The 22,656-nt window shown below is 70.7% G+C and carries 21 protein-coding genes; 11 read left to right on the top strand and 10 right to left on the bottom strand.

Features of this window, described 5'->3' with window-relative positions:
- Nucleotides 1–56 precede the first annotated feature (56 nt).
- From ACFU5F_RS29530 to ACFU5F_RS29500, 7 genes are all read right to left on the bottom strand, one after another.
- The gene (locus tag ACFU5F_RS29530) at nt 57–596 is read right to left on the bottom strand and encodes a cysteine dioxygenase (protein WP_383893604.1); all 540 of its coding nucleotides are present in this window, start codon (nt 594–596) and stop codon (nt 57–59) included.
- 93 nt (nt 597–689) lie between these two features.
- Nucleotides 690–776: a putative leader peptide gene (locus ACFU5F_RS29525; protein ID WP_316731559.1), complete on the bottom strand. Its 87-nt coding sequence runs from the start codon at nt 774–776 to the stop codon at nt 690–692.
- 92 nt (nt 777–868) lie between these two features.
- Entirely contained in the window at nt 869–2,560 is a 1,692-nt protein-coding gene (locus ACFU5F_RS29520; protein WP_383893601.1) for an FAD-dependent monooxygenase, read from the bottom strand.
- Between the two features lie 198 nt (nt 2,561–2,758).
- Entirely contained in the window at nt 2,759–3,691 is a 933-nt protein-coding gene (locus tag ACFU5F_RS29515; protein WP_383893598.1) for an amino acid ABC transporter permease, read from the bottom strand.
- The gene (locus tag ACFU5F_RS29510; RefSeq protein ID WP_383893595.1) at nt 3,688–4,365 is read right to left on the bottom strand and encodes an amino acid ABC transporter permease; all 678 of its coding nucleotides are present in this window, start codon (nt 4,363–4,365) and stop codon (nt 3,688–3,690) included. Before ACFU5F_RS29510 ends, ACFU5F_RS29515 begins: the two co-directional genes overlap by 4 nt.
- Nucleotides 4,366–4,488: 123 nt before the next feature.
- Nucleotides 4,489–5,337: a glutamate ABC transporter substrate-binding protein gene (locus ACFU5F_RS29505; protein WP_383893592.1), complete on the bottom strand. Its 849-nt coding sequence runs from the start codon at nt 5,335–5,337 to the stop codon at nt 4,489–4,491.
- Between the two features lie 82 nt (nt 5,338–5,419).
- Nucleotides 5,420–6,196: an amino acid ABC transporter ATP-binding protein gene (locus ACFU5F_RS29500; RefSeq protein ID WP_059081467.1), complete on the bottom strand. Its 777-nt coding sequence runs from the start codon at nt 6,194–6,196 to the stop codon at nt 5,420–5,422.
- 455 nt (nt 6,197–6,651) lie between these two features.
- Here ACFU5F_RS29500 and ACFU5F_RS29495 point away from each other — a divergent pair, with 455 nt between their 5' ends.
- The gene (locus ACFU5F_RS29495) at nt 6,652–7,338 is read left to right on the top strand and encodes a response regulator transcription factor (RefSeq protein ID WP_383893588.1); all 687 of its coding nucleotides are present in this window, start codon (nt 6,652–6,654) and stop codon (nt 7,336–7,338) included.
- 9 nt (nt 7,339–7,347) lie between these two features.
- Nucleotides 7,348–8,763, top strand: coding sequence for an ATP-binding protein (locus tag ACFU5F_RS29490; RefSeq protein WP_383893585.1), 1,416 nt, complete (start codon nt 7,348–7,350; stop codon nt 8,761–8,763).
- 206 nt (nt 8,764–8,969) lie between these two features.
- Here ACFU5F_RS29490 and ACFU5F_RS29485 read toward each other — a convergent pair whose 3' ends face one another.
- Nucleotides 8,970–9,968, bottom strand: coding sequence for a TAXI family TRAP transporter solute-binding subunit (locus tag ACFU5F_RS29485; RefSeq protein WP_383893582.1), 999 nt, complete (start codon nt 9,966–9,968; stop codon nt 8,970–8,972).
- A 154-nt stretch (nt 9,969–10,122) separates the two neighbouring features.
- Between ACFU5F_RS29485 and ACFU5F_RS29480 the strand changes: the two genes are divergently transcribed.
- The 3 genes from ACFU5F_RS29480 (at nt 10,123) to ACFU5F_RS29470 (ending at nt 12,982) form a co-directional block, all read left to right on the top strand.
- Nucleotides 10,123–10,527 carry a MazG nucleotide pyrophosphohydrolase domain-containing protein gene (locus ACFU5F_RS29480; RefSeq protein WP_383893579.1) on the top strand — a complete coding sequence of 135 codons (405 nt, stop codon included), beginning with the start codon at nt 10,123–10,125 and terminating at the stop codon, nt 10,525–10,527.
- A gap of 39 nt (nt 10,528–10,566) precedes the next feature.
- Complete coding sequence (gene miaB / locus ACFU5F_RS29475; protein WP_383893576.1) at nt 10,567–12,093, top strand: tRNA (N6-isopentenyl adenosine(37)-C2)-methylthiotransferase MiaB; 1,527 nt, start codon at nt 10,567–10,569, stop codon at nt 12,091–12,093.
- Nucleotides 12,094–12,277: 184 nt separating this feature from the next.
- Nucleotides 12,278–12,982, top strand: coding sequence for a class III extradiol dioxygenase subunit B-like domain-containing protein (locus ACFU5F_RS29470; RefSeq protein WP_383893573.1), 705 nt, complete (start codon nt 12,278–12,280; stop codon nt 12,980–12,982).
- Nucleotides 12,983–13,043: 61 nt separating this feature from the next.
- On the opposite strand, the gene ACFU5F_RS29465 is transcribed toward ACFU5F_RS29470, so the two are convergent.
- Both ACFU5F_RS29465 and ACFU5F_RS29460 read right to left on the bottom strand, forming a co-directional pair.
- Nucleotides 13,044–13,406, bottom strand: a complete 363-nt coding sequence (locus ACFU5F_RS29465; protein ID WP_383893570.1) for an antitoxin — start codon at nt 13,404–13,406, stop codon at nt 13,044–13,046.
- A 24-nt stretch (nt 13,407–13,430) separates the two neighbouring features.
- A complete protein-coding gene (locus ACFU5F_RS29460; RefSeq protein ID WP_383893566.1) occupies nt 13,431–13,706 on the bottom strand; it encodes a hypothetical protein in 276 nt (91 codons plus the stop codon).
- A gap of 181 nt (nt 13,707–13,887) precedes the next feature.
- Here ACFU5F_RS29460 and miaA point away from each other — a divergent pair, with 181 nt between their 5' ends.
- The 6 genes from miaA to hflX all read left to right on the top strand — a co-directional run bounded on the left by miaA (nt 13,888) and on the right by hflX (nt 22,395).
- Nucleotides 13,888–14,826 (top strand): tRNA (adenosine(37)-N6)-dimethylallyltransferase MiaA, encoded by a 939-nt coding sequence (miaA, locus tag ACFU5F_RS29455; protein ID WP_383893563.1) that lies wholly within the window; start codon nt 13,888–13,890, stop codon nt 14,824–14,826.
- Between the two features lie 102 nt (nt 14,827–14,928).
- Nucleotides 14,929–15,459: a hypothetical protein gene (locus ACFU5F_RS29450; RefSeq protein WP_383893672.1), complete on the top strand. Its 531-nt coding sequence runs from the start codon at nt 14,929–14,931 to the stop codon at nt 15,457–15,459.
- Nucleotides 15,460–15,661: 202 nt separating this feature from the next.
- On the top strand, nt 15,662–16,531 hold the full coding sequence (gene dapF, locus ACFU5F_RS29445) for a diaminopimelate epimerase (RefSeq protein WP_383893560.1): 870 nt from the start codon (nt 15,662–15,664) through the stop codon (nt 16,529–16,531).
- A gap of 298 nt (nt 16,532–16,829) precedes the next feature.
- Entirely contained in the window at nt 16,830–18,983 is a 2,154-nt protein-coding gene (locus ACFU5F_RS29440; protein WP_383893557.1) for a RelA/SpoT family protein, read from the top strand.
- A gap of 151 nt (nt 18,984–19,134) precedes the next feature.
- Nucleotides 19,135–20,616: a M1 family metallopeptidase gene (locus tag ACFU5F_RS29435; protein ID WP_383893555.1), complete on the top strand. Its 1,482-nt coding sequence runs from the start codon at nt 19,135–19,137 to the stop codon at nt 20,614–20,616.
- 282 nt (nt 20,617–20,898) lie between these two features.
- Nucleotides 20,899–22,395, top strand: coding sequence for a GTPase HflX (hflX, locus tag ACFU5F_RS29430; RefSeq protein WP_383893552.1), 1,497 nt, complete (start codon nt 20,899–20,901; stop codon nt 22,393–22,395).
- Nucleotides 22,396–22,656: the final 261 nt, after the last annotated feature.

The following is a 22,656-nucleotide window of genomic DNA, read 5'->3' as shown; positions in this document are numbered from 1 at the left end:
GCCCGAAGCGTTCGGGCGAGGCGCCTACGGAGCCACAGCCGCGGCCCGGCCCGGGATCACTGCCAGTCGGCCGGACGCTCCACGTGCTCCAGGCGCAGCACCTGTCCCGTGCGGCTGTAGCGGCGGATGCGGGGGAGGGGCGGGTAGTAGGCGTGGACCGAGACCGCGTGCTCCTCGGTGGACTCGTTGAGCACCTCGTGGACATGGTGCCGCCCGAAGGAGCGGCCCTTGCCGGCGGACAGCCGCCGTTCACGGTCGACGCCTTCGGTGAGTTCCAGGGTCTTCCAGCCGTCGGTGGGCAGCCGGGCGGCGAGCGAGTACTCCTTCAGTTCGCCCGCGGCGGTGACGAAGGCGCCGACCGAGTCGGCGTGATCGTGCCATCCGGTACCGGTGCCGGGCGGCCAGCCGATAAGCCAGGCCTCGCTGCCACCGGGGCCTTCGAGCCGCACCCAGGTGCGGCCCTCGGGGTCGAGCGGGAGCGACGCGATCAGCTCCGCGTCGGCGGCCGTCCGGCGCGCGAAGTCGAGCAGTTCGGCCTGCGTGGGGGCGGAGAGGGGCGGGGCGGGGGCGGGGGGAACAACGGGGGACACAGACACGGGTACCGTCCTGAAGTGCGTTCGCTCGGAAGCGCGCGGTGGCACAGGGGTGCGGCGCGCGGAAGGCGAAGGGATTGCCGAAGGTTCGCCGATTCAGCAGGACGGACGACACACGCAGCCCGCATAGCGGACGAGGTCCATATGGACCCTCCGCCACAGGCGCGTCGAGGTGTCGGTCACGGTCCGGAGTAGACCATGACAGCGCGGAGCGGTCAACCGACCGTCACTATGTGGACACACAGTGACGGTCACGGCGAACGGATCCGGGCGCGTCACCGAGTACTCGAAGCCGCCCCGGTGGCCTCGGACCGCTGCTCCGCCTCGCCCAGCGTCGCCGCCGCCGCCGTGTACAGGTCGGCCGGGCGTACACCGCTCAGGGCCGTGACGAGGTATCCGTCAGGCCGGACGAGGAGGACGGTGTGGGCGCCCGCGCCCGGGTAGGACTCGGCGACCAGCAACTCGGCCGGGCGCGGCAGGGCCGAGACGGCGGCGGCCAGCCGCGGCATGATCCCGGCGCTCATCCAGTGCTTGCGCTCCCACACACCGGTACCCGGCGCGATCAGCACCACGAGCAGTGCGCCCCGTCCGAGCCGGTCCCGCAGCGGTACGAAGGAGCCGTCCTCCGCGGTCACCTCCACGTCCACGACCTGGGTGCCCGGCAGGGTGTCGATCGGCGTCTCCGCCTCGGAGTGCGGAGGCATGAGCGGCGAGTCGGAGTACGCCCCCGGCGCACCCAGCGCTCCGCGCCCCAGATGACCGTCGGAGAGCAACGCGTCATGACCCCGGGACGAGCCGGGGACGTACGCGCGCAGCCCCTTGGCGCCCCGCAGGAGGGGCAGGACCTGGTCGGCGGCCCGCAGCCGGGCGGCGACGACCGCGCGCCGCTCCGCCTGGTAGCTGTCCAGCAGTGCCTCGTACGGGCCGTGGTGCCAGGCCAGGGCGAGTTTCCAGGCGAGGTTGTCGGCGTCCCGCAGCCCCTCGTCCAGGCCCTGGGTGCCGAGCGCCCCGAGCAGGTGCGCGGCGTCCCCGGCCAGGAAGACCCGGCCGACCCGCCACCGCCGGGCGAGCCGGTGGTGCACGGTGTGGACGCCGGTGTCCAGCAGGTCGTACGGCGGTGTGGAGCCGCCCGTCCAGCCGGCCAGTGTCTCCCGGACGCGGGCCACCAGGAGTTCGGGCGTCACGAGGTCCTTGCCCGGTGGCAGCAGCCAGTCCAGGCGCCAGACACCGCCGTCGAGCGGCCGTGCGGTGATCTCCCCACCGGAGGGGCCCGAGGTGCGCCACGGCGGCATGCGGTGCAGCAACGCCTCGCCCGGCCAGGGGAGTTCGGCGCGCAACGCGGCGACCGCATGCCGTTCCACCGCCGTACGGCCGGGGAAGCGGATGTCCTGGAGCTTGCGGACCGTCGAGCGAGGCCCGTCGCAGCCCACCAGGTAACTGCCGCGCCACCAGGTGCTCTTGGGCCCGCGCGTGTGGGCGGTGACGCCGGACTTCTCCTGCTCGATCGCGTCGAGCCGGCTCTCCACGGCGACCTTCACGAGCCGCTCGCCGACGATGGCCTCACGCAGGGCGGCGGTCAGGACGTGCTGGGCGATGTGGAGCGGGGGGAGGTCCGCGGAACCCTCGACGACGTCCTCCGGGCCGCCGCGAAGCCCCTTCGGGTCCTCCCCGGGGGGCATGTCCGTCTCGTCGAAGCCGCCGTCCCCGAAACGGACCCGACGCATCACCTGCTTGCGCCGCATCGACCGCCATCCGGCCCAACGGCAGCCGGCCCGGGCGAGGGGGACGCCGGACAATCGTTCCAGCAGCGCGGCCGTGTCCTCGTTCAGCACCACCGTCCGGGCGAGCCGCTGCTCGTCCTTCCCGGGTCCTTCGTCGAGGACCACGGACGGCACCTCCTGCCGCGCCAGCGCGAGGGCGAGCGTGAGCCCCACGGGCCCCGCTCCGACGATGATCACCGGGTCCACGGCGCGGCGCCCCCTGCCCGACGTGACGTCCCGGCGGACGTAGGTGAACAGAAAGTTGGAGCAGGGTGCACGATCACAGAACGTATGCAACCCATTGCCGGTGCTTGCGTCAAGTGACGGAGGGCAGTGGCGATCGTGCCACTGCCCTCCGGGGAGCGAATCGGGGGACATCCTGGGCGGATGTCACCTGATCACCTGTCAGTTTCCGTCGCCGTCGTCGTCACCCGCATCCCCGATGCCGATGCCGCCGACGGCGCCTCCCGCGCCGGTCGCTGCCGTGCCTTCGATCGCCGCCGGGCCCAGCACCACGCCCGTCGACTTCTTGCCCCGCCGCAGCCGCTGCTCCAGCCAGCTCGCGAAGCTGGTGATGATGAAGTTCAGGACGATGTAGATGATCGCGACGATGACGAAGCTGGGCACGACGTTGGCGTACACCGCCGCCAGCGTCGCGCGTCCGCTGAGCAGTTCGGTGAAGCCGATCATCACGCCGCCGAGGGCGGTGTCCTTCACGATGACCACGAGCTGGCTGACGATGGCCGGCAGCATCACCGTGACGGCCTGCGGCAGCAGGATGGAGGACATCGTCTGGCCCTTGCGCAGACCGATCGCCTGGGCGGCCTCCGTCTGGCCCTTGGGGAGGGCGAGGATGCCGGCGCGCACGACCTCGGCGAGGACCGAGGCGTTGTACAGCACCAGACCGGTGACGACCGCGTAGAGCTGCCGTTGCTCGGTGGTGACTTCAAACGAGCGAGCGATGACCTCGTTGGCGAACAGCATCAGCAGCAGGACCGGGATGGCCCGGAAGAACTCGACCACCGCACCGGCCGGGATGCGGACCCACAGGTGGTCGGAGAGGCGCGCGATGCCGAAGAGCGCACCGAGGGGCAGGGCGATCACGATGGAGAGCGCCATGGCCTTGAGCGTGTTGGCGAGACCGGGCAGCAGATACGTCGTCCAGGCCTCGGAGGTGAAGAACGGCTTCCAGAGCCTCCACTCCAGCTGGTTCCTGCTGTCCAGCGCTCCCCAGAGCCACCACGCGAGGAGGGCCAGCAGAACGACGAAGACCACCGTGAAGATCACGTTGCGCCGTTTGGCCCGGGGGCCGGGGGCGTCGTAGAGAACAGAACTCATCGCTTCACCGCCAGTCGCTTGCTCAGCCAGCCCAGGATCAGGCCGGTGGGAAGGGTCAGAACAACGAATCCGAAGGCGAAGATCGCGCCGATGAGCAGGGTCTGCGCCTCCTTCTCGATCATGCCCTTCATCAGGTAGGCGGCTTCCCACACACCGATCGCCGCGGCCACGGTCGTGTTCTTGGTCAGCGCGATCAGCACGTTGGCCAGCGGGCCGATGACGGCCCGGAACGCCTGCGGCAGCACGATGAGGCCGAGGACCTGGGTGAAGCTCAGTCCGATGGCGCGTGCCGCCTCCGCCTGGCCGACGGGCACGGTGTTGATGCCCGAGCGCAGCGCCTCACAGACGAATGCCGCGGTGTAGGCCACGAAACCGAGAATGGCGAGCCGAAAGGCCGTGGCCTTGACGTCGTTGCCCGCTCCCATCGTCACCCGGAAGATGTCGGCGAGGCCGAGCGAGGTGAAGACGATGATGACGGTCAGCGGGATGTTCCGCACGACGTTCACGTACACGGTGCCGAAGCCGCGCATCAGGGGTACGGGGCTCACACGCATGGCCGCGAGCAGCGTCCCCCAGATCAGGGAGCCGATGGCTGAGAAGACGGTGAGCTTGACCGTCATCCAGAACGCACCCAAGAAGGTTGGGTCGTTGTAGTTTGAAAGGAAGTCGAACACAGTCTCCCGCGCTTCCGGGTGTGTGGCGTACGAGGCAGGCGACGCACCGCGCCGCCGCCTCTACCGCACGATGCGGCGGGCGGCGGCGCGACTACGAGAACCGCGCTGGGTGCGGATGTCCGCTTACTTGATGTCGCCGATCTTCGGGGCGGGCTCGTTCTTGTAGTCCGCCGGGCCGAAGTTCTCCTTGACCGCGGTCTCCCAGGCGCCGTCGCTGACCATCTTCTCCAGGGCGGCGTTGATCTTGTCGACGGTCGCCTTGTCGCCCTTCTTGACACCGATGCCGTAGTTCTCGTTGCTGAGCTTCAGGCCCGCGAGCTTGAACTGGCCCTTGTAGTTGTCCTGGGCGGCGAAGCCCGCGAGGATCGAGTCGTCGGTGGTGACCGCGTCCACGGCGCCGCTCTGCAGACCGGCGATGCACTCCGAGTAGCCGCCGTACTCCTTCAGCTGAGCCTTCGGAGCGATGTCCTTCTTGACGTTCTCGGCCGAGGTGGAGCCGGTCACCGAGCACAGGGTCTTGCCGTTGAGGTCCGTGCCCTTGCTGATGTCGGAGTCGGCCTTCACCAGCAGGTCCTGGTGGGCCAGCAGGTAGGGGCCGGCGAAGTCGACCAGCTTGGCGCGCTCGTCGTTGATCGAGTAGGTGGCCGCGATGAACTTGACGTCGCCGCGGGCCAGCGCGTTCTCACGGTCCGCGCTCTTGGTCTCGACGAACTCGATCTGCTTGGGCTCGTAACCGAGCTCCTTGGCCACGTAGGTCGCCACGTCGACGTCGAAGCCGGAGAAGGAACCGTCGGGGTTCTTCAGGCCGAGACCTGGCTGGTCGTACTTGATGCCGATCTTGATCTTGTCGCCGCCACCGGAACCGGAGCCCGAGCCGTTCTCCTTGCTGCTGTCGTCGCCACCGCAGGCGGTGGCGGTCAGGGCGAGGACGAGGGCGGTGGCCGCTGCGGCGGAGACCTTGCGGAGCTTCATGGTGAACATCCTTTGACTGGTGAACAGATGCGGACCGTCATGGTGCGGGTGCCGGGGGCCGAGATCGGCGTCGGCAGGGCCGTCAGTGGTGCAGGATCTTCGACAGGAAGTCCTTGGCCCGGTCGCTGCGGGGGTTGCTGAAGAACTGGTCCGGCACAGCCTCTTCGACGATGCGGCCGTCGGCCATGAAGACCACCCGATTGGCGGCCGAACGGGCGAAGCCCATCTCGTGGGTGACCACGACCATGGTCATGCCGTCCCGGGCCAGCTGCTGCATGACCTCCAGGACCTCGTTGATCATCTCGGGGTCGAGGGCCGAGGTCGGCTCGTCGAAGAGCATGACCTTGGGGTCCATGGCCAGCGCCCGCGCGATGGCGACGCGCTGCTGCTGACCGCCCGAGAGCTGTGCGGGGTACTTGTCCGCCTGGGTGCCCACGCCGACCCGGTCCAGCAGGTTCCGGGCCTTCTCCTCGGCCTGCTTCTTGTCGGCCTTGCGGACCTTGACCTGCCCCAGCATCACGTTCTCGAGCACGGTCTTGTGTGCGAAGAGATTGAACGACTGGAACACCATGCCGACGTCCGCGCGCAGTCGGGCGAGCGCCTTGCCCTCGGCGGGCAACGGCTTGCCGTCGATCCGGATGTCGCCGGAGTCGATCGACTCCAGCCGGTTGATGGTGCGGCACAAGGTGGACTTACCGGACCCCGAGGGTCCGATCACCACGACGACCTCGCCCCTGGTGATCGTCAGATCGATGTCCTGGAGTACGTGCAACGCGCCGAAGTGCTTGTTGACGCTCTTCAGGACGACCAGGTCGTCGGCCGCGGGCACCGCGTCCTTGACCACCGAAACTTCGGTCATCGCTTTAAGGCTCCGTCCTCCTCGGTTTCGGAGGACAGTAGTGACCCGCGACGACCAGCGTCATTACATCTGAGCGAGAATTGAGCATAACGATCTGGTAGCCGGACGATCACTGCACGTGATGGGCCTGTGCGAGGTGTTCCGGCTGGGCGACGGAACCCGTTCGGAACTCGTACGGCCTTGACGGCGTCCTCACTCATCAGTGTGACTGGCAATGGAGGAATGCGCCCGTGCCAGGGATGCGGATCCGCGTAATGTGTGCCAGCCGAGGCGTACACCTGACCGAACGCGGCAGACTGGCCGAGCCGGACGCCAGGCTGGTCGCGCCGGACAACAGGCCGGCCGAGTCCGCCAGCGGACCGGCTGAGTCGAAAAGCAGACAGATCGAGTCGGAAGCCGACGGAAGTCGAAAGACCGGCTGAACCCGTAAGACCGACCGAACCGGAAGGGGCCGAATGAGGCTGCTCCTCGTCGAGGACGACAACCACGTCGCCGCCGCCCTGTCCGCGGTCCTGGCCCGGCACGGCTTCGACGTCACGCACGCCCGCAGCGGCGAGGAAGCCCTCCAAGCCCTCGTTCCGGAGGGCAACGGCTTCGGGGTCGTCCTGCTCGACCTCGGCCTGCCCGACCAGGACGGCTACGAGGTCTGTGGCAAGATCCGCAAGCGCACCAGCACCCCGGTGATCATGGTGACGGCCCGCTCCGACGTCCGGTCCCGCATTCACGGCCTGAACCTCGGCGCCGACGACTACGTGGTCAAGCCGTACGACACCGGCGAGCTCCTCGCCCGTATCCACGCCGTCGCCCGCCGCCGGGCCCCCGACGAGGCCGCGGCGCCCGGTGACAGCGGGCTGCGCCTCGGGTCCGTGCTCATCGAGCTGCCCACCCGCCAGGTCAGCGTGGACGGCACGGCCGTCCAGCTGACCCGCAAGGAGTTCGATCTGCTCGCGCTGCTGGCCCAGCGGCCCGGGGTGGTCTTCCGCCGCGAACAGATCATCAGCGAGGTGTGGCGGACCAGCTGGGAGGGGACCGGCCGCACCCTGGAGGTGCACGTCGCCTCCCTGCGGTCCAAGCTGCGGATGCCCGCCCTGATCGAGACGGTGCGCGGGGTCGGGTACCGGCTGGTCGCCCCGACGCCGTAGCGTGCCCGCGTGCGCACTCGTCTTCTTCCGCTGCTGATCGTCCTGATGGCGGCCGTGCTGCTGGCCCTCGGCATCCCGCTGGCGGTGAGCCTCGCGGCGGCGCGGCAGCAGGAGGTGGTCGTCGACCGCATCGACGACACGGCGCGCTTCGCGGCGCTGGCCCAGTTCGTGACCGAGACGCCGAGCGGTTCCCGGACCAGCGGCGCCACCGACGGCCGCCGGGAGACACTGCAGCACGAACTCGATCAGTACTTCCGCGTGTACGGCATCAAGGCCGGTGTCTTCTACCGGGCCGGAGACGGCCGGGCCATGGCCAACGCCCCCTACAACTGGGAAGTCCCCGACGAGGGTGAGGGACTCGCCGCGTTCGACGAGGCGCTGCTGGGGCGTCGCCCGCACAACCCGGACCAGGTGTGGCCCTGGCAGCGCGGCCGGCTCGTCGTCGCCTCGCCGGTCATCCACGACGGGGACGTGATCGCAGTCGTCGTCACCGACTCGCCCACCGGTCAGATGCGGTCCAAGATCCTCCGTGGCTGGCTGGTCATCGGCGCCGGCGAGTTCGCCGCGATGCTCCTCGCCGTCGGCGCCGCGCTGCAACTGACCGGCTGGGTCCTCAAGCCCGTACGCGTCCTCGACACCACCACCCACTCCATCGCCTCGGGGCGGCTGAAGTCCCGGGTGGCCGTGGCCAGTGGGCCGCCCGAACTCCGGAGACTGGCACGGTCGTTCAACGAGATGGCCGACAACGTCGAGGACGTCCTGGAGCAGCAGCGCGCGTTCGTCGCCGACGCCTCGCACCAACTGCGCAATCCGCTCGCCGCCCTGTTGCTGCGTATCGACCTCCTCGCCCTCGAACTGCCGGAGGGCAACGAGGAGATCGCCTCCGTGCGCACCGAGGGCAAACGCCTCGCCCAGGTCCTCGACGACCTGCTCGACCTGGCCCTCGCCGAGCACGTGGAGGCCGATCTGCGGCTCACCGACATCGGCGAGCTGGCCGCCGAGCGGGTGGCCTCCTGGTCGCCGGTCGCCGACGACAAGGGAGTGACGCTCGTCGGCGAATGCCCCGCCACCACGGCCTGGGCCGACCCCGTGGCGCTGTCCAGCGCCCTGGACGCGGTGATCGACAACGCACTGAAGTTCACACCGGCGGGGGAGAGCGTCGAGGTCCGGGTCGCCTCGAACGGGCCGGTCTCCACGGTCGTCGTCACCGACGCCGGGCCCGGCCTCAGCGACGAGGAGCTGGAACGGGTCGGCGACCGCTTCTGGCGCAGCACGGCGCACCAGAACATCAAGGGTTCCGGTCTCGGCCTCTCCATCTCGCGGGCGCTCATAGTGGCGGGCGGCGGCAGCATCGCGTACACCCACCACGAGCCCCACGGGCTGAAGGTGACCGTGACGGTGCCCAGGACCCGCCTGACGGAGTGAGCAGGTCCTGCGGAGGCGGGCCCCCTGCAGCGGGGCCTGGGCGCCCCGAGGTGGCCCTCAGACGCCCCTGAGGTGGCCCCCGGACGGCCCTGAGGCGGCAGGAGGGCGGGCGGGGCCGGGCGTACGGGCGTACCGTCCGTGCGGCCCGGGGATGCACGCAGGCCGTCGCCCCTCTCGGCTGGCCCTCGGCATGCTGCCGCCCGGCCCTACGGCTTGACCGACCGGTAGTACTCCTTGGCGCCCTTCTGCAGGTACAGCGGGTCCGTGTAGATGGCCGTGCGCAGGTCCACCAGCTGTGCCGCGTGCACGTCCTTGCCGATCCGGTCCCGGTTCTTGATGACCATGCGGGTCAGCCACTCCGTCAGCCGGGGGTCCATGTCCTCGCGGGTGATGAGCAGGTTCGCCACCGTGATGGTGGGCACGGTGGAGGTCCGCAGGATGGTCGGGTAGGCGTCGGCGGGCATCACGGCGGCCCGGTAGTGCAGGAAGGAGTCGTCCTCGCCGTGCAGCTTCGCCACCAGCTCGCTCCCGATCGGGATGAACCGGAACTCGTACCCCGTGTCCGCCAGATCGGTGAGGCCCTTCGTGGGGAGTCCGCCCGACCAGAAGAAGGCGTCGATCCGGCCGCGGCGGAGCTCGTCGGGGCTGGTGCGGATGGTGTCGGGCCGGGACCGGATGTCCTTGTCGATGTCCAGCCCCTCCGCGGCCAGCACGCGCCCCGCTATGAGCCGTACGCCGGAGCCTTCGGGCCCGACGGCCACGCGTTTGCCCTTGAGGTCCGCGATGGTCTGGATCGGGGAGGTGACCGGGACGACCACCTGCACATAGTCGTCGTACAGCCGTGCCAGGCCCCGCAGCTTCCCGGCGCCGGTCCTGTTCTCGTCCAGGTACGTCTGCACGGCGTCGGCCGCGGCGATGGCGAAGTCGGATTCGCCGGTGGCGACCCGTTCGACGTTCTCCTGGGAGCCGTCGCTGGACTTCAGGTCGATCGTCAGGCGGGGCATGTCCCGGGCGATCGCGGTCTTCATCTCCTGGCCGTACTGCTGGTAGACACCGCTCTCGGCTCCGGTGCTGAGCGTGACCGTCCCGCTCGGCGGCTCCTCGCGCGGCCACAGCCACCACGCGAGCAGCCCGAGGACCACCAGCGCAGCCACCGAGCCCAGCAGCGCCTGCCGCGTGCCGATGCGTGGGAGTACCTGGACCATGCGCGAAATCCTGCCAGGTCACCGGACGGGGCGGCCAGGACCGGACCCATCCGGTGCGAGGCTGTGACCTCGGCACCGCCGGACCCGCGCCGATCGGGCCAGGCGGTCAGGACAGAGTTGTCGGACCGGACCGGCCGGTCGATAGGGTCGCCGGATGAGTTCCTCTCCCGTCCACCTGGTCCGCGAGTTCCACCGGGCCTTCGGCCTCGACACCCGGACCGCGCCCACCGAGGTGTCGCCCGAGCTGGCCGCCCATCGCGGCGCGCTGCTGGCAGAGGAAGCCGCGGAGGTGGCCGAGGTGGCGGTCGACGGTCCGCTCGACCGGCTGGCTCACGAGCTGGCCGACGTCGTGTACGTGGCGTACGGCACGGCCCTCGTCCACGGCATCGACCTCGACTCCGTCATCGCCGAGATCCACCGCTCCAACATGACCAAGCTGGGCCCGGACGGACGGGTCGCCCGCCGGGAGGACGGCAAGGTGCTCAAGGGAGACCACTACCGGGCGCCCGACGTGTCCGCGGTGCTGCGCCGACAGGGGTGGACCGGCGGGACGTCCTGACCGACGAGCGCTCCCCGGACGCTGCCTTAGGCTTACGGAGTGACCAACAGCAGCGACCGGAGTCAGTCAGTGGGCGTCAAGACATACGAAGTGCGTACTTATGGATGTCAAATGAACGTCCATGACTCCGAACGCCTGTCCGGTCTGCTGGAGGACGCCGGTTACGTCCGCGCACCCGAGGACGCCGGCGAGGGCAACGCCGACGTCGTCGTCTTCAACACCTGCGCCGTACGGGAGAACGCCGACAACCGTCTCTACGGCAACCTCGGCCGCCTCGCCCCGATGAAGACCGCCCGCCCCGGTATGCAGATCGCCGTCGGCGGCTGTCTTGCCCAGAAGGACCGGGACACCATCGTCAAGAAGGCGCCCTGGGTGGACGTCGTCTTCGGCACGCACAACATCGGCAAGCTCCCCGTCCTGCTGGAGCGCGCCCGCGTCCAGGACGAGGCCCAGGTCGAGATCGCCGAATCCCTCGAGGCGTTCCCCTCCACGCTGCCGACCCGCCGCGAGAGCGCCTACGCCGCCTGGGTCTCCATCTCCGTCGGCTGCAACAACACCTGCACGTTCTGCATCGTCCCGGCCCTGCGCGGCAAGGAGAAGGACCGCCGCACCGGCGACATCCTCGCCGAGATCGAGGCCCTGGTCGGCGAGGGCGTCTCCGAGATCACCCTGCTCGGCCAGAACGTGAACGCGTACGGCTCCGACATCGGCGACCGTGAGGCGTTCAGCAAGCTGCTGCGGGCCTGCGGCAAGATCGAGGGCCTGGAGCGTGTCCGGTTCACCTCCCCCCACCCCCGTGACTTCACCGACGACGTGATCGCCGCGATGGCCGAGACCCCGAACGTGATGCCGCAGCTCCACATGCCGCTCCAGTCCGGCTCGGACACGGTCCTCAAGGCCATGCGCCGCTCGTACCGCCAGGAGCGCTACCTCGGGATCATCGAGAAGGTCCGCGCCTCGATCCCCCACGCGGCCATCACCACCGACATCATCGTGGGCTTCCCCGGGGAGACCGAGGAGGACTTCGAGCAGACCATGCACGTCGTCCGCGAGGCCCGGTTCACCCAGGCCTTCACCTTCCAGTACTCGAAGCGTCCCGGCACGCCCGCCGCCACGATGGAGGACCAGATCCCCAAGCAGGTCGTGCAGGCCCGCTACGAGCGCCTCGTCGCCCTCCAGGAGGAGATCTCCTGGGACGAGAACAAGAAGCAGGTCGGCCGCACCCTGGAGCTGATGGTCGCCGAGGGCGAGGGCCGCAAGGACGGCGCCACGCACCGCCTCTCCGGCCGCGCCGCCGACAACCGCCTGGTCCACTTCACCAAGCCGGACCGGGAGGTCCGCCCGGGGGACGTCGTGACCGTCGAGATCACGTACGCCGCCCCGCACCACCTCCTCGCCGAGGGCGCCGTCCTCGACGTGCGCCGCACCCGGGCGGGGGACGCCTGGGAGAAGCGGAACGCGGCGCCCGCGGAGAAGGCGGCCGGGGTGATGCTGGGGCTGCCGAAGATCGGGGCTCCGGAGCCGCTGCCGGCGGCGACCACCGGTGGGTGCGGAGTTCTTCAGTAGCGAGATTCGGCAGTAGCGGAATCTCGAGTAGCGCGTTCGTCGGTAGCCCGTTCGTCGGTAGCGGGTTCGGCTCGGTCCGGACGGTTGTTCTCGGGTTGTCGGTGCGTGGGGGTGCTCGCGCGGTCCCGCGCGCCCTCGAAGGGTGCGTGTGTCGCCCTCGCTCGCGGAAGTTACCCTGCGGATCATGCTTGTCGCCGCCGCCGTGTGCCCCTGCCCCCCGCTGCTCGTGCCGGACGTCGCCGCCGGAGCCGCGTTCGAGCTGGACCCGGCGCGGGACGCCTGCGCGGACGCGCTCGGCGTGCTCGCCGCCGCCCGGCCCGACCGGCTGGTCGTCGTGGGCCCCGACGAGCGGGACGCCTCGTATCCGGAAGGAGTGCGCGGATCCTTCCGGGGCTTCGGCGTGGACCTCGACGTCCGGCTGGGACACGGGGCCGGGGACACGACCGGCACGCTGCCCGCCTCCCTCGCCGTGGCCGCCTGGCTGCTCGACCGCGCCGGATGGGCCTGCGCGCCCGTGGAAGGGCTCGGCGTCACGCAACCGCTCCCCGTCGCCAGCTGTGTCCGCGCCGGACAGGACATCGCGGGGCGGGCCGGCCGGGTGGCCCTGCTGGTGATGGGCGACGGCAGCGCCTGCCGGACGCTGAAGGCGCCGGGATACCTGGACGACCGCGCGGCCGGCTTCGACGCGGAGATCGCCCGGGCACTCGGCGCCGCCGACCTCGAGGCCCTCCGGGCGCTGGACGCCGGCCTCGCACGCGAGCTGCGGGCCTCCGGCCGGGCCCCCTGGCAGGTCCTCGCCGGCGCCGCGGAGAACGCGGGCCTCGGCGGCAGCCTGCTGTACGACGACGCGCCGTACGGAGTGGGCTATCTGGTGGCCGCCTGGTCCTAGGCCGGACACGGCGGACGGCCGGGAGATAGGCGCTCCGCGGCCGTCCGGCGATGTGAACTGTTCAGGAAGCCGGCGGCGGTGTGGTGCCGCCACCCGGAGGCGTGGGCGGCGGTGTGGTGCCGCCACCCGGAGGCGTGGGCGGGGGTGTGGGGCCGCTGTCCGCGGGCCGAGAGGCGTGCCTGCCGCCCGTCGGCGGTGTGGTGCGCCCGCCCTCGTCCGTGTGCGCGAGCCGGCCCATGGCGTGCTTCGCCTTGCCCGTGCCCGACTGGATCCGGTCGCTGTACTTGCCTTTGGTCTTCCTGTCGACCGTGTGCGCGGCCTTGTCGAGGCCGTGGTGGATCTTGTCCTCGTGCTTCTGTGCGAGGTGCGAGACCCTGTCCTTGGCCGGGGACAGTTTGGACTTCAAGTTATCCAGCAGACCCATGGTTCACCTTCCCGCGCGGGGCAGTCATGTGCGGGCGCTCTCGCCGGCCTCGTTGTCGGCCGCCTGGTCGGCGGTCTGCTGCTTGGGGATCTCCACGTCGTCCGCCGCCTCGACGGTCTCCGCCGCGGGCTCGGCCGGTGCGTTCCCGGTCGGGGCCTCCTCCTCGGGCCTGGTGGCCTCGGTGGATCCCTTCGCCTCCTCCGACTCCTCCGCTTCGGTCTCGGCGCCCGGTGCGGCTGCCGTCACGACGGCCTCGTCCGCGTTCTTCGCCTTGCGCCGGAACATCGAAAAAACGCCCATATCAACCTCAATGCTAATCATGCGGGCTAATTCCCGCGCTCTCCCGGAGCGTCCCATTGCGTCATCCGGGCCGCCGGAACTCGAATCCGGCGCTTCGAACTCGCAACACGCAACGACGCCGGCTCCCTCGCGTCACGTAGCTCGTTAGAGAAGAGGCACCGACATTTGCGAGACTGGGGCGGTGAGTAGCGCAGTTCCCCCTTCGCGGGTCATCGCCGTCGTCGGACCGACCGCGGCCGGAAAGTCCGATCTCGGCGTCTTCCTCGCCCAGCGTCTCGGCGGTGAGGTCGTCAACGCCGATTCCATGCAGCTCTACCGGGGGATGGACATCGGCACCGCCAAGCTGACCCCCCTGGAGCGCGACGGAGTCCCGCACCACCTCCTGGACATCTGGGACGTCACGGCCGCCGCCAGCGTCGCCGAGTACCAGCGGCTCGCCCGTGCGCGCATCGACGCCCTGCTCGCCGAGGGCCGGTGGCCGATCCTCGTGGGCGGTTCCGGGCTGTACGTCCGGGGGGCCGTCGACAACCTGGAGTTCCCCGGCACCGACCCCGAGGTCCGGGCGCGTCTGGAGGAGGAACTGGCCCTGCGCGGATCCGGCGCGCTGCACGCCCGGCTCGCCGCCGCCGACCCCGAGGCCGCCCAGGCGATCCTGCCGAGCAACGGCCGCCGGATCGTGCGCGCCCTCGAAGTGATCGAGATCACCGGAAAGCCGTTCACGGCGAATCTCCCGGGCCACGACTCCGTCTACGACACCGTCCAGATCGGTGTCGACGTGGCGCGCCCCGAACTCGACGAGCGCATCACCCGCAGGGTCGACCGCATGTGGGACGCCGGACTGGTCGAAGAGGTGCGCGCACTGGAGGCGCAGGGGTTGCGCGAGGGGCGTACGGCGTCGCGTGCGCTCGGCTACCAGCAGGTCCTCGCGGCGCTGGCGGGGCAGAGCACCATGGACGAGGCGCGAGCCGAGACCGTGCGTGCCACCAAGCGCTTCGCGCGCCGCCAGGATTCATGGTTCAGACGCGACCCGCGGGTGCATTGGCTCAAGGGGGGTCTCGCCGACCTGGCGGAACTCCCGGAGCTCGCACTGGCGTTGATCGAACGACCGGTCACAGCCTGATCACGTCATGGCATCGGGTCGCCCCGGCGGTCATCCCGGCCTCCGGGGGCGTGCCATCATCGAGCTTCGATCGACCAAGTGGAGTCCGAGTTGGGAGGGCGCGTGGCGATGGAGGCCGGCCCTCGTGACACCGCACAAGGCGCGGAGCACGGCGCTGCGGAGGACGCGGAACAGCTGGTTACCGAGGGGTACGCACTGGATCCCGACGACGACCCGCTGAGCCCCGACGGTCCTGACGACCAGACTCCCGGCGGCGTGAGCGACGACGGACCGGAACCGGACGAGATGACCGGGCCGGAGGTCGAGGTCGAGCTGCGCCCCCAGCGCAGGCTGCGGCTCTGGCAGCTCGCGCCCATCGTGGGCCTCGGCGCGGTCGGCTCCCTGATGTTCGCCTTCCCGCTCGCCTTCGAGTTCGGCGACGGCGGTGCCGTGGTCGCCATGCTGGGCCTGCTGATCTGCGCCACGGCGGCCGGCTGGGGCATGATGGCCGCCCGCCGCGTCGGTTACACGTGGCCCGGACTGCCCGCCCGAGGCACCGGCCGCCGCCCGGACTGGCGCATGGCCCTGCTCTACCTCCTGATCGTCGCCGCCGTGGTGGCGCTGGCCGTGTGGCGGGTGGCCCGGCTCCGTTAGGGGCCCGGTCAGGGCGGCCCCGCCACGTCCTGTCGTGCCGGTAGCCGGCGCCGTCACGAGGGTGCCGGATGTCCTCCGCGCCGACCCGTGCACGCTTCACGGGCTTCCGCACCCGCGTTCCCCGGGCTCTCGTCCCGCCCCTCCCCGGCTCCCGCACCGTTCACCGGTCCTGGCCTCCGGGGTGCTCCCGTACGATCGAGGAATGAGCACGCGGATCGCCTTCCTCAAGGGACACGGGACCGAGAACGACTTCGTGATCGTCCCGGACCCCGAGAACGCCATCGACCTCTCCCCGGCCGCCGTCGCGGCTCTGTGCGACCGCCGCGCGGGCATCGGCGGCGACGGTGTGCTGCACGTCGTCCGGTCCGCCGCGCACCCCGAGGCGAGGGAACTGGCGGCCGACGCCGAATGGTTCATGGACTACCGCAACGGCGACGGCTCCGTCGCCGAGATGTGCGGCAACGGCGTCCGCGTCTTCGCCCGGTACCTCCTGCACGCCGGTCACGTCACCGAGGGCGACTTCACCGTCGCCACGCGCGGAGGCGTGAAGAGGGTCCACATCGACAAGGACGGTGACGTCACGGTCGGTATGGGCGGCGCGCGCCTGCCCGAGGGGGAGGTCACGGTGAGCGTCGGCGCGCACAGCTGGCCCGCGCGCAACGTGAACATGGGCAACCCGCACGCGGTCGCCTTCGTGGACGATCTCGCGCAGGCGGGCGACCTGCTCTCCCCGCCGCCCTTCAGCCCCGCCTCGGCCTACCCGGACGGCGTCAACGTCGAGTTCGTCGTCGACCGCGGTCCCCGGCACGTGGCGATGCGCGTGCACGAGCGAGGCTCCGGCGAGACCCGGTCGTGCGGCACCGGCGCGTGCGCCGTCGCCGTGGCCGCCGCCCGTCGGGACGGCGTCGATCCGGCCGTCACCGGAACCCCGGCGACCTACACCGTCGACGTGCCCGGCGGCACGCTGGTGATCACCGAACGGTCCGACGGCGAGATCGAGATGACGGGTCCCGCGGTGATCGTCGCCGAAGGCGAGATCGATGCCAAGTGGCTGGAAACGGCGGCCCGTTGAGGTGTGGTAGGGCTTGACTTGGCGGACTTTGGACCATGGATGGCGTGCATATCCAAGCCCACCGTGCGGTCAGGGGTGCGAATCCATGGCGCACCCCGAGTGGGGCGGCCCGAAACCGCAAACCCCGGAGCCGTCCCTCGAATGGGTGATCCGTTTCACGCTCGGCGAGAGGCGGTCGGACGGGCGTGATGGGCTCGGTAGCATCAAGCACCGGCACGGACGGGGGAACGACACGATCCCCTGAGCCGCCGCACGCCATGGGGCACCCGTCCGCCGGTCCACGCAGCCGGAGGTGCCCATGAGCGCGGAGGCCACGAACCCCGCCGTATCGCCCGCCCCTGCGCCGTCGCCAGCGCACCGCAGGAAGGGCCGACCCCGTATCGACCTGCGCCGTCTGGGTCGCGCCGCACTCCTGGGTCCGACGACACGCGACCGGTTGCCCGACGCGATCAGCCACGTCGCCGACGCGCACCGCGCCCACCACCCCGACGCCGATCTGGAGCCGCTGCGCCGGGCGTACCTCCTCGCCGAGTCCTCGCACCGCGGCCAGATGCGCAAGAGCGGTGAGCCGTACATCACCCACCCGCTCGCCGTGACCCTGATCCTTGCCGAACTGGGCGCGGAGACCACGACCTTGACGGCCTCCCTGCTCCACGACACCGTCGAGGACACGGATGTGACCCTCGATCAGGTGCGCGAGGAGTTCGGCGAGGAGGTGCGGTACATCGTCGACGGCGTCACCAAGCTGGAGAAGGTCGACTACGGTGCCGCCGCCGAGCCCGAGACCTTCCGCAAGATGCTCGTCGCCACCGGCAACGACGTCCGCGTGATGTCGATCAAACTCGCCGACCGGTTGCACAACATGCGCACTCTCGGTGTGATGCGTCCCGAGAAGCAGGAACGCATCGCCAAGGTCACCAAGGACGTCCTGATCCCGCTCGCCGAACGGCTCGGCGTCCAGGCGCTCAAGACCGAGTTGGAGGACCTCGTCTTCGCGATCCTCCACCCCGAGGAGTACGCCCGCACCCGCGCACTCATCGCGGAGAACGCGGCGCGCGCGAGCGACCCGCTCGCGGAGATCGCCGACGAGGTGCGCGGGGTCCTGCGCGAGGCGGGCATCCAGGCCGAAGTCCTCATAAGGCCGCGCCACTTCGTCTCCCTGCACCGGGTCTCGCGCAAACGCGGACAGTTGCGCGGCTCCGACTTCGGCCGGCTCCTGGTCCTCGTCGGCGAGGACGCCGACTGCTACGCGGTCCTCGGTGAACTGCACACCTGTCTGACGCCCGTGGTCTCGGAGTTCAAGGACTTCATCGCCGTACCGAAGTTCAACCTGTACCAGTCGCTGCACACCGCCGTCGCCCGCGGTGACGGTCAGGTCGCCGAAGTCCTGGTCCGCACCCACCAGATGCACAAGGTCGCCGAGGCCGGCGTCATCGCGCTGGGCAATCCCTACGCCGCCCCGGCGGAGGAGCATCCCGACGGCGAGGGCGAGCGCGTCGACCCCACCCGCCCCGGCTGGCTCTCCCGGCTCCTCGACTGGCAGGAGGCGGCACCGGACGCGGACATGTTCTGGTCCACCCTGCGTGAGGACCTCGCCCAGGACCGCGAGATCACCGTCTTCCGGCCCGACGGGGGCACGTTGGGGCTCCCCGAGGGCGCCAGTTGCGTCGACGCGGCGTACGCGCAGTACGGCGAGGACGCGCACGCCTGCATCGGCGCCCGCGTCAACGGCCGTCTGGTGCGGCTGAGCACCGTCCTCAAGGACGGCGACACCGTCCAGCTCCTCATGGGCCAGGACCCGGCTTCCGAGCCCTCCAGGGAGTGGCTGGAGCACGCCCACACACCCGGCGCGCGCATCGCCATCCAGCGCTGGCTCGCCGCCCACCCCTCGCCCGCAGCCGACGAGGGGCACGAGGAGAGCGACGGCGCACGCAAGGACGGGACACCGGCCCTGCGCCCGGCCCTCGACGAGCCCGCCGCCACCTCCGACTCCGTCGGCGCCGCGGTCGTCGTCGACAGACCCGCGGCGACGGTACGCCTCGCGGGCTGCTGTACGCCCGTACCGCCCGATGAGGTCACCGGCTTCGCCGTCCGCGGGGGAGTCGTGACCGTGCACCGCGTCGCCTGCGCCGCCGTCACGCGCATGAAGGACCTGGGGCGCCCCGAGATCGAGGTGCGCTGGGGGGACACCACCGAGTTCCGGGTCACGCTCGTCGCCGAGTCCTTCCAGCGGCCCCACCTGCTCGCCGACCTCACCGAGGTCATCGCCCTCGAAGGCGTCGACATCGTCACCGCCACCGTCGAACCCCCGACCCAGCAGCGCGTCCGCCACACCTACACACTCCAACTCCCGGACGCCGCCCACCTCCCCGGCCTGATGCGGGCCATGCGGAACGTGCCCGGCGTGTACGACGTGGGCCGTGCCCAGCACCAGGCCGCGGCCACCGAATGACGTCGACGGCCGGTCTCCGCCGACGTCAGCGGGCTGCCGCCGCGTGACCCCCGGGGGGTGAAGGCGGCCCGGCGGACGGCAGGCCGCTCGTTCGGGTGGGACCGCTGCGCGTCGGCCACGCGCGACGCGGGAGCGCTGGTAGCGGTGGTCCATGCCGCTCACCCCACGCTCCAGGAGCCGCCGCGTCCAGGCCGCGCTGCTCGCCTCCGCCGTCTCCGTCTGCCTGATCGCCGCGAGCGCCCCCTCACCCGCCGAGCCCCTCGGCATCGGCGACCGCCTCTTCCCGCACCTCGGCAACCCCGGGTACGACGTGCGGTCGTACGACCTCTCCTTCCGCTACCCCGGCGGCAACCGTGAGCCGCTCACGGCCGTCACCACGATCGACGCCCGGACGACCTCCCGGCTGGAGCGGGTCAACCTCGACTTCTCGCACGGGAAGGTCGGCTCCGTCGAGGTCGACGGGGAACCCGCCGCCTTCACGAGCGCGGGCGAGGACCTGGTGATCACGCCCGAGGAGCCGCTGCCCGAGGGCCACCGCACCCGGATCACTGTGCGGCACACCAGTGACCCCGTGTACCCGCAGGGCGTGGAGGGCGGCTGGCTGCGGACCGCCGACGGACTCGCGATGGCCAACCAGGCCGACGCGGCGCACGTGGTGTTCCCCTGCAACGACCACCCCTCCGACAAGGCCATGTTCACCGTCCGTGTCACCGTGCCCGACGGCTACACGGCCGTCTCCAACGGCCTCGTCACCGGCACGGACCGCGCCGCCGGAACCACCACGTGGACCTATCGCACCCAGCACCCCATGGCCACCGAACTGGCCCAGGTCTCCATCGGCCGCTCCGCGGTCCTGCGCCGGACCGGACCGCACGGCCTGCCCGTGCGCGACGTGGTCCCCGCGAAGGACCGCGAGAAGCTCGAACCGTGGCTCAGGAAGACGCCCGCGCAGATCAAGTGGATGGAGGACAGGGTCGGCCCGTACCCCTTCGAGACGTACGGCGTGCTGATCGCCGAGGCGCAGACCGGGTTCGAGCTGGAGACACAGACCCTCTCCCTCTTCGAGCGAGAGCTGTTCGTCCGGCCCGAGTACCCCCGGTGGTACGTCGAGTCGATCATGGTGCACGAGCTGGCCCACCAGTGGTTCGGCAACAGCGTCAGCCCTCGCACCTGGTCCGACCTGTGGCTCAACGAGGGGCACGCCACCTGGTACGAGGCCCTGTACGCCGAGGAGGTCGCGGGCCGGACGCTTCAGGCGCGGATGAAGGCCGCGTACGGCGCCTCCGACCGCTGGCGTGCCGCCGGAGGGCCGCCCGCCGCACCCAAGGAGCCCAAGGACGGCCAGAAGATCGGCATCTTCCGGGCCAATGTCTACGACGGTGCCGCGCTCTTCCTCTACGCCCTGCGCCAGGAGATCGGCGCCCCCGCCTTCGACCGGCTGCAGAGGGCCTGGGTCACCGTCCACCGGGACGGTGTCGCCTCGACCGCCGACTTCCGGGACCTCGCCTCCGCGATCGCCGGACGCGACCTGCGCGGGTTCTTCCACGCCTGGCTGTACGAGGTCAGGACCCCGCCGATGCCGGGACACCCCGACTGGAAGCCGGTCCCGGCGAAGACGCCGGCGAAGCGGTAGCCGGCGGTGGGCGGCCGACGCCGGCGGTGGGTTGCGGATGCCGGTGGTCAGGGGCGGATGCCGGTGGTGGGCGACGGTCGTGAAGCGGCGGGCGGGGTCCATCGGGGTGTGGCGCCGGTGCGGACGGGCAATAACCCGGGTGACGAGACGGGGCGTACCGTGCGACCATCTTCGGGTCGGCGACGGGAATCTCCCGCAAGCCCCGGGCGTTGTCGCCTTCGACGGATCGTGATTCCTGTCGTGATCCGTCGCCTTCGGTATCCCTATCGACGTAAGGACCCAATGACCTCCTCTTCTTCCCCTTCCCAGGCCGCACAGAGCGCCTTCGCGCAGAACAACCCCGAGAATCTTCGGGCCGATGCCCTGATGGAAGAGGACGTCGCCTGGAGCTTCGAGATCGACGGAGAGCGGGACGGCGACCAGTTCGACCGCTCCGACCGCGCGGCTCTGCGCCGCGTCGCGGGCCTCTCCACCGAACTCGAGGACGTCACCGAGGTCGAGTACCGACAGCTCCGCCTGGAGCGCGTCGTACTCGTCGGTGTCTGGACCACGGGAACCTCGCGGGACGCGGAGAACTCGCTGGCCGAGCTGGCCGCCCTCGCGGAGACCGCGGGCGCGCTCGTGCTCGACGGCGTGATCCAGCGTCGCGACAAGCCGGACGCGGCCACCTACATCGGCTCCGGCAAGGCCAACGAGCTGCGGGACGTCGTCCTGGAGTCGGGCGCGGACACCGTCATCTGCGACGGTGAGCTGAGCCCCGGCCAGCTCATCCATCTCGAAGACGTCGTCAAGGTCAAGGTCATCGACCGAACGGCTCTGATCCTCGACATCTTCGCCCAGCACGCCAAGTCCCGCGAGGGCAAGGCGCAGGTCGCGCTCGCGCAGATGCAGTACATGCTGCCGAGGCTCCGAGGCTGGGGTCAGTCGCTGTCCCGTCAGATGGGCGGCGGCAAGGGCGGCGGCCTCGCCACCCGTGGTCCCGGTGAGACCAAGATCGAGACGGACCGGCGGCGGATCCGCGAGAAGATGGCGAAGATGCGCCGGGAGATCGCGGAGATGAAGACCGGCCGCGAGATCAAGCGTCAGGAGCGCCGCCGGAACAAGGTGCCCTCGGTCGCCATCGCCGGCTACACCAACGCGGGCAAGTCCTCCCTGCTCAACCGCCTCACGGGCGCGGGTGTGCTGGTGGAGAACGCCCTGTTCGCGACCCTCGACCCGACCGTGCGCCGGGCCGAGACGCCGAGCGGGCGGCTGTACACGCTGGCGGACACCGTCGGCTTCGTACGTCACCTGCCGCACCACCTCGTCGAGGCGTTCCGCTCCACGATGGAGGAGGTCGGCGACGCCGACCTGATCCTGCACGTGGTCGACGGCTCGCACCCCGACCCGGAGGAGCAGCTGGCCGCCGTGCGCGAGGTGATCCGTGACGTGGGCGCGACCAAGGTGCCCGAGATCGTGGTGATCAACAAGGCGGACGCGGCCGATCCGCTGACGCTGCAGCGGCTGCTGCGGGTCGAGAAGCGCTCCATCGCGGTCTCCGCCCGTTCCGGGCAGGGCATCGAGGAACTGCTCGCCCTGATCGACAACGAGCTGCCGCGCCCCTCGGTCGAGATCGAGGCACTCGTTCCGTACACCCACGGCAAGCTCGTCGCCCGCACCCACACCGAGGGCGAGGTGATCTCCGAGGAGCACACGCCGGAGGGCACCCTGCTCAAGGCCCGGGTGCACGAGGAACTGGCGGCCGACCTGGCGCCGTACGTTCCGGCGGCGACGGTCTGAGGCCGGACGGTTTCTGTCTGAGGCCGGACGGTTCCAGTCTGTGGCTTGATGGCCGGCGGCTTGCGGCCGGATGGTTTCGATCTGAGGCCTGACTCCAGCGCGGGATTTTTCGATCCCGCACTCGTGACCGACCAGAGGCCCGCCCCCTCCGCCGTGGGGGCGGGCCTCTGCTGTGTGATCGACAGCCGTATGCCTGTCACGCCGCCCACTGCGCGGGCGCTCCAAGGCGCACGGCGGAGGGCGCGTGACCCACCGAGGTCA

Source organism: Streptomyces sp. NPDC057438, assembly GCF_042802995.1.
GTDB lineage: Bacteria > Actinomycetota > Actinomycetes > Streptomycetales > Streptomycetaceae > Streptomyces.
This window is presented reverse-complemented; position numbering and strand designations above follow the sequence as displayed.

Coding starts and splice junctions, on each gene's coding strand:
- ACFU5F_RS29515 (WP_383893598.1), bottom strand. CDS start 3,691: ATGAGTTCTGTTCTCTACGACGCCCCCGGCCCCCGGGCCAAACGGCGC.
- ACFU5F_RS29505 (WP_383893592.1), bottom strand. CDS start 5,337: ATGAAGCTCCGCAAGGTCTCCGCCGCAGCGGCCACCGCCCTCGTCCTC.
- ACFU5F_RS29500 (WP_059081467.1), bottom strand. CDS start 6,196: ATGACCGAAGTTTCGGTGGTCAAGGACGCGGTGCCCGCGGCCGACGAC.
- ACFU5F_RS29495 (WP_383893588.1), top strand. CDS start 6,652: ATGAGGCTGCTCCTCGTCGAGGACGACAACCACGTCGCCGCCGCCCTG.
- ACFU5F_RS29485 (WP_383893582.1), bottom strand. CDS start 9,968: ATGGTCCAGGTACTCCCACGCATCGGCACGCGGCAGGCGCTGCTGGGC.
- ACFU5F_RS29480 (WP_383893579.1), top strand. CDS start 10,123: ATGAGTTCCTCTCCCGTCCACCTGGTCCGCGAGTTCCACCGGGCCTTC.
- ACFU5F_RS29470 (WP_383893573.1), top strand. CDS start 12,278: ATGCTTGTCGCCGCCGCCGTGTGCCCCTGCCCCCCGCTGCTCGTGCCG.
- ACFU5F_RS29465 (WP_383893570.1), bottom strand. CDS start 13,406: ATGGGTCTGCTGGATAACTTGAAGTCCAAACTGTCCCCGGCCAAGGAC.
- ACFU5F_RS29460 (WP_383893566.1), bottom strand. CDS start 13,706: ATGGGCGTTTTTTCGATGTTCCGGCGCAAGGCGAAGAACGCGGACGAG.
- dapF (WP_383893560.1), top strand. CDS start 15,662: ATGAGCACGCGGATCGCCTTCCTCAAGGGACACGGGACCGAGAACGAC.
- ACFU5F_RS29440 (WP_383893557.1), top strand. CDS start 16,830: ATGAGCGCGGAGGCCACGAACCCCGCCGTATCGCCCGCCCCTGCGCCG.
- ACFU5F_RS29435 (WP_383893555.1), top strand. CDS start 19,135: ATGCCGCTCACCCCACGCTCCAGGAGCCGCCGCGTCCAGGCCGCGCTG.
- hflX (WP_383893552.1), top strand. CDS start 20,899: ATGACCTCCTCTTCTTCCCCTTCCCAGGCCGCACAGAGCGCCTTCGCG.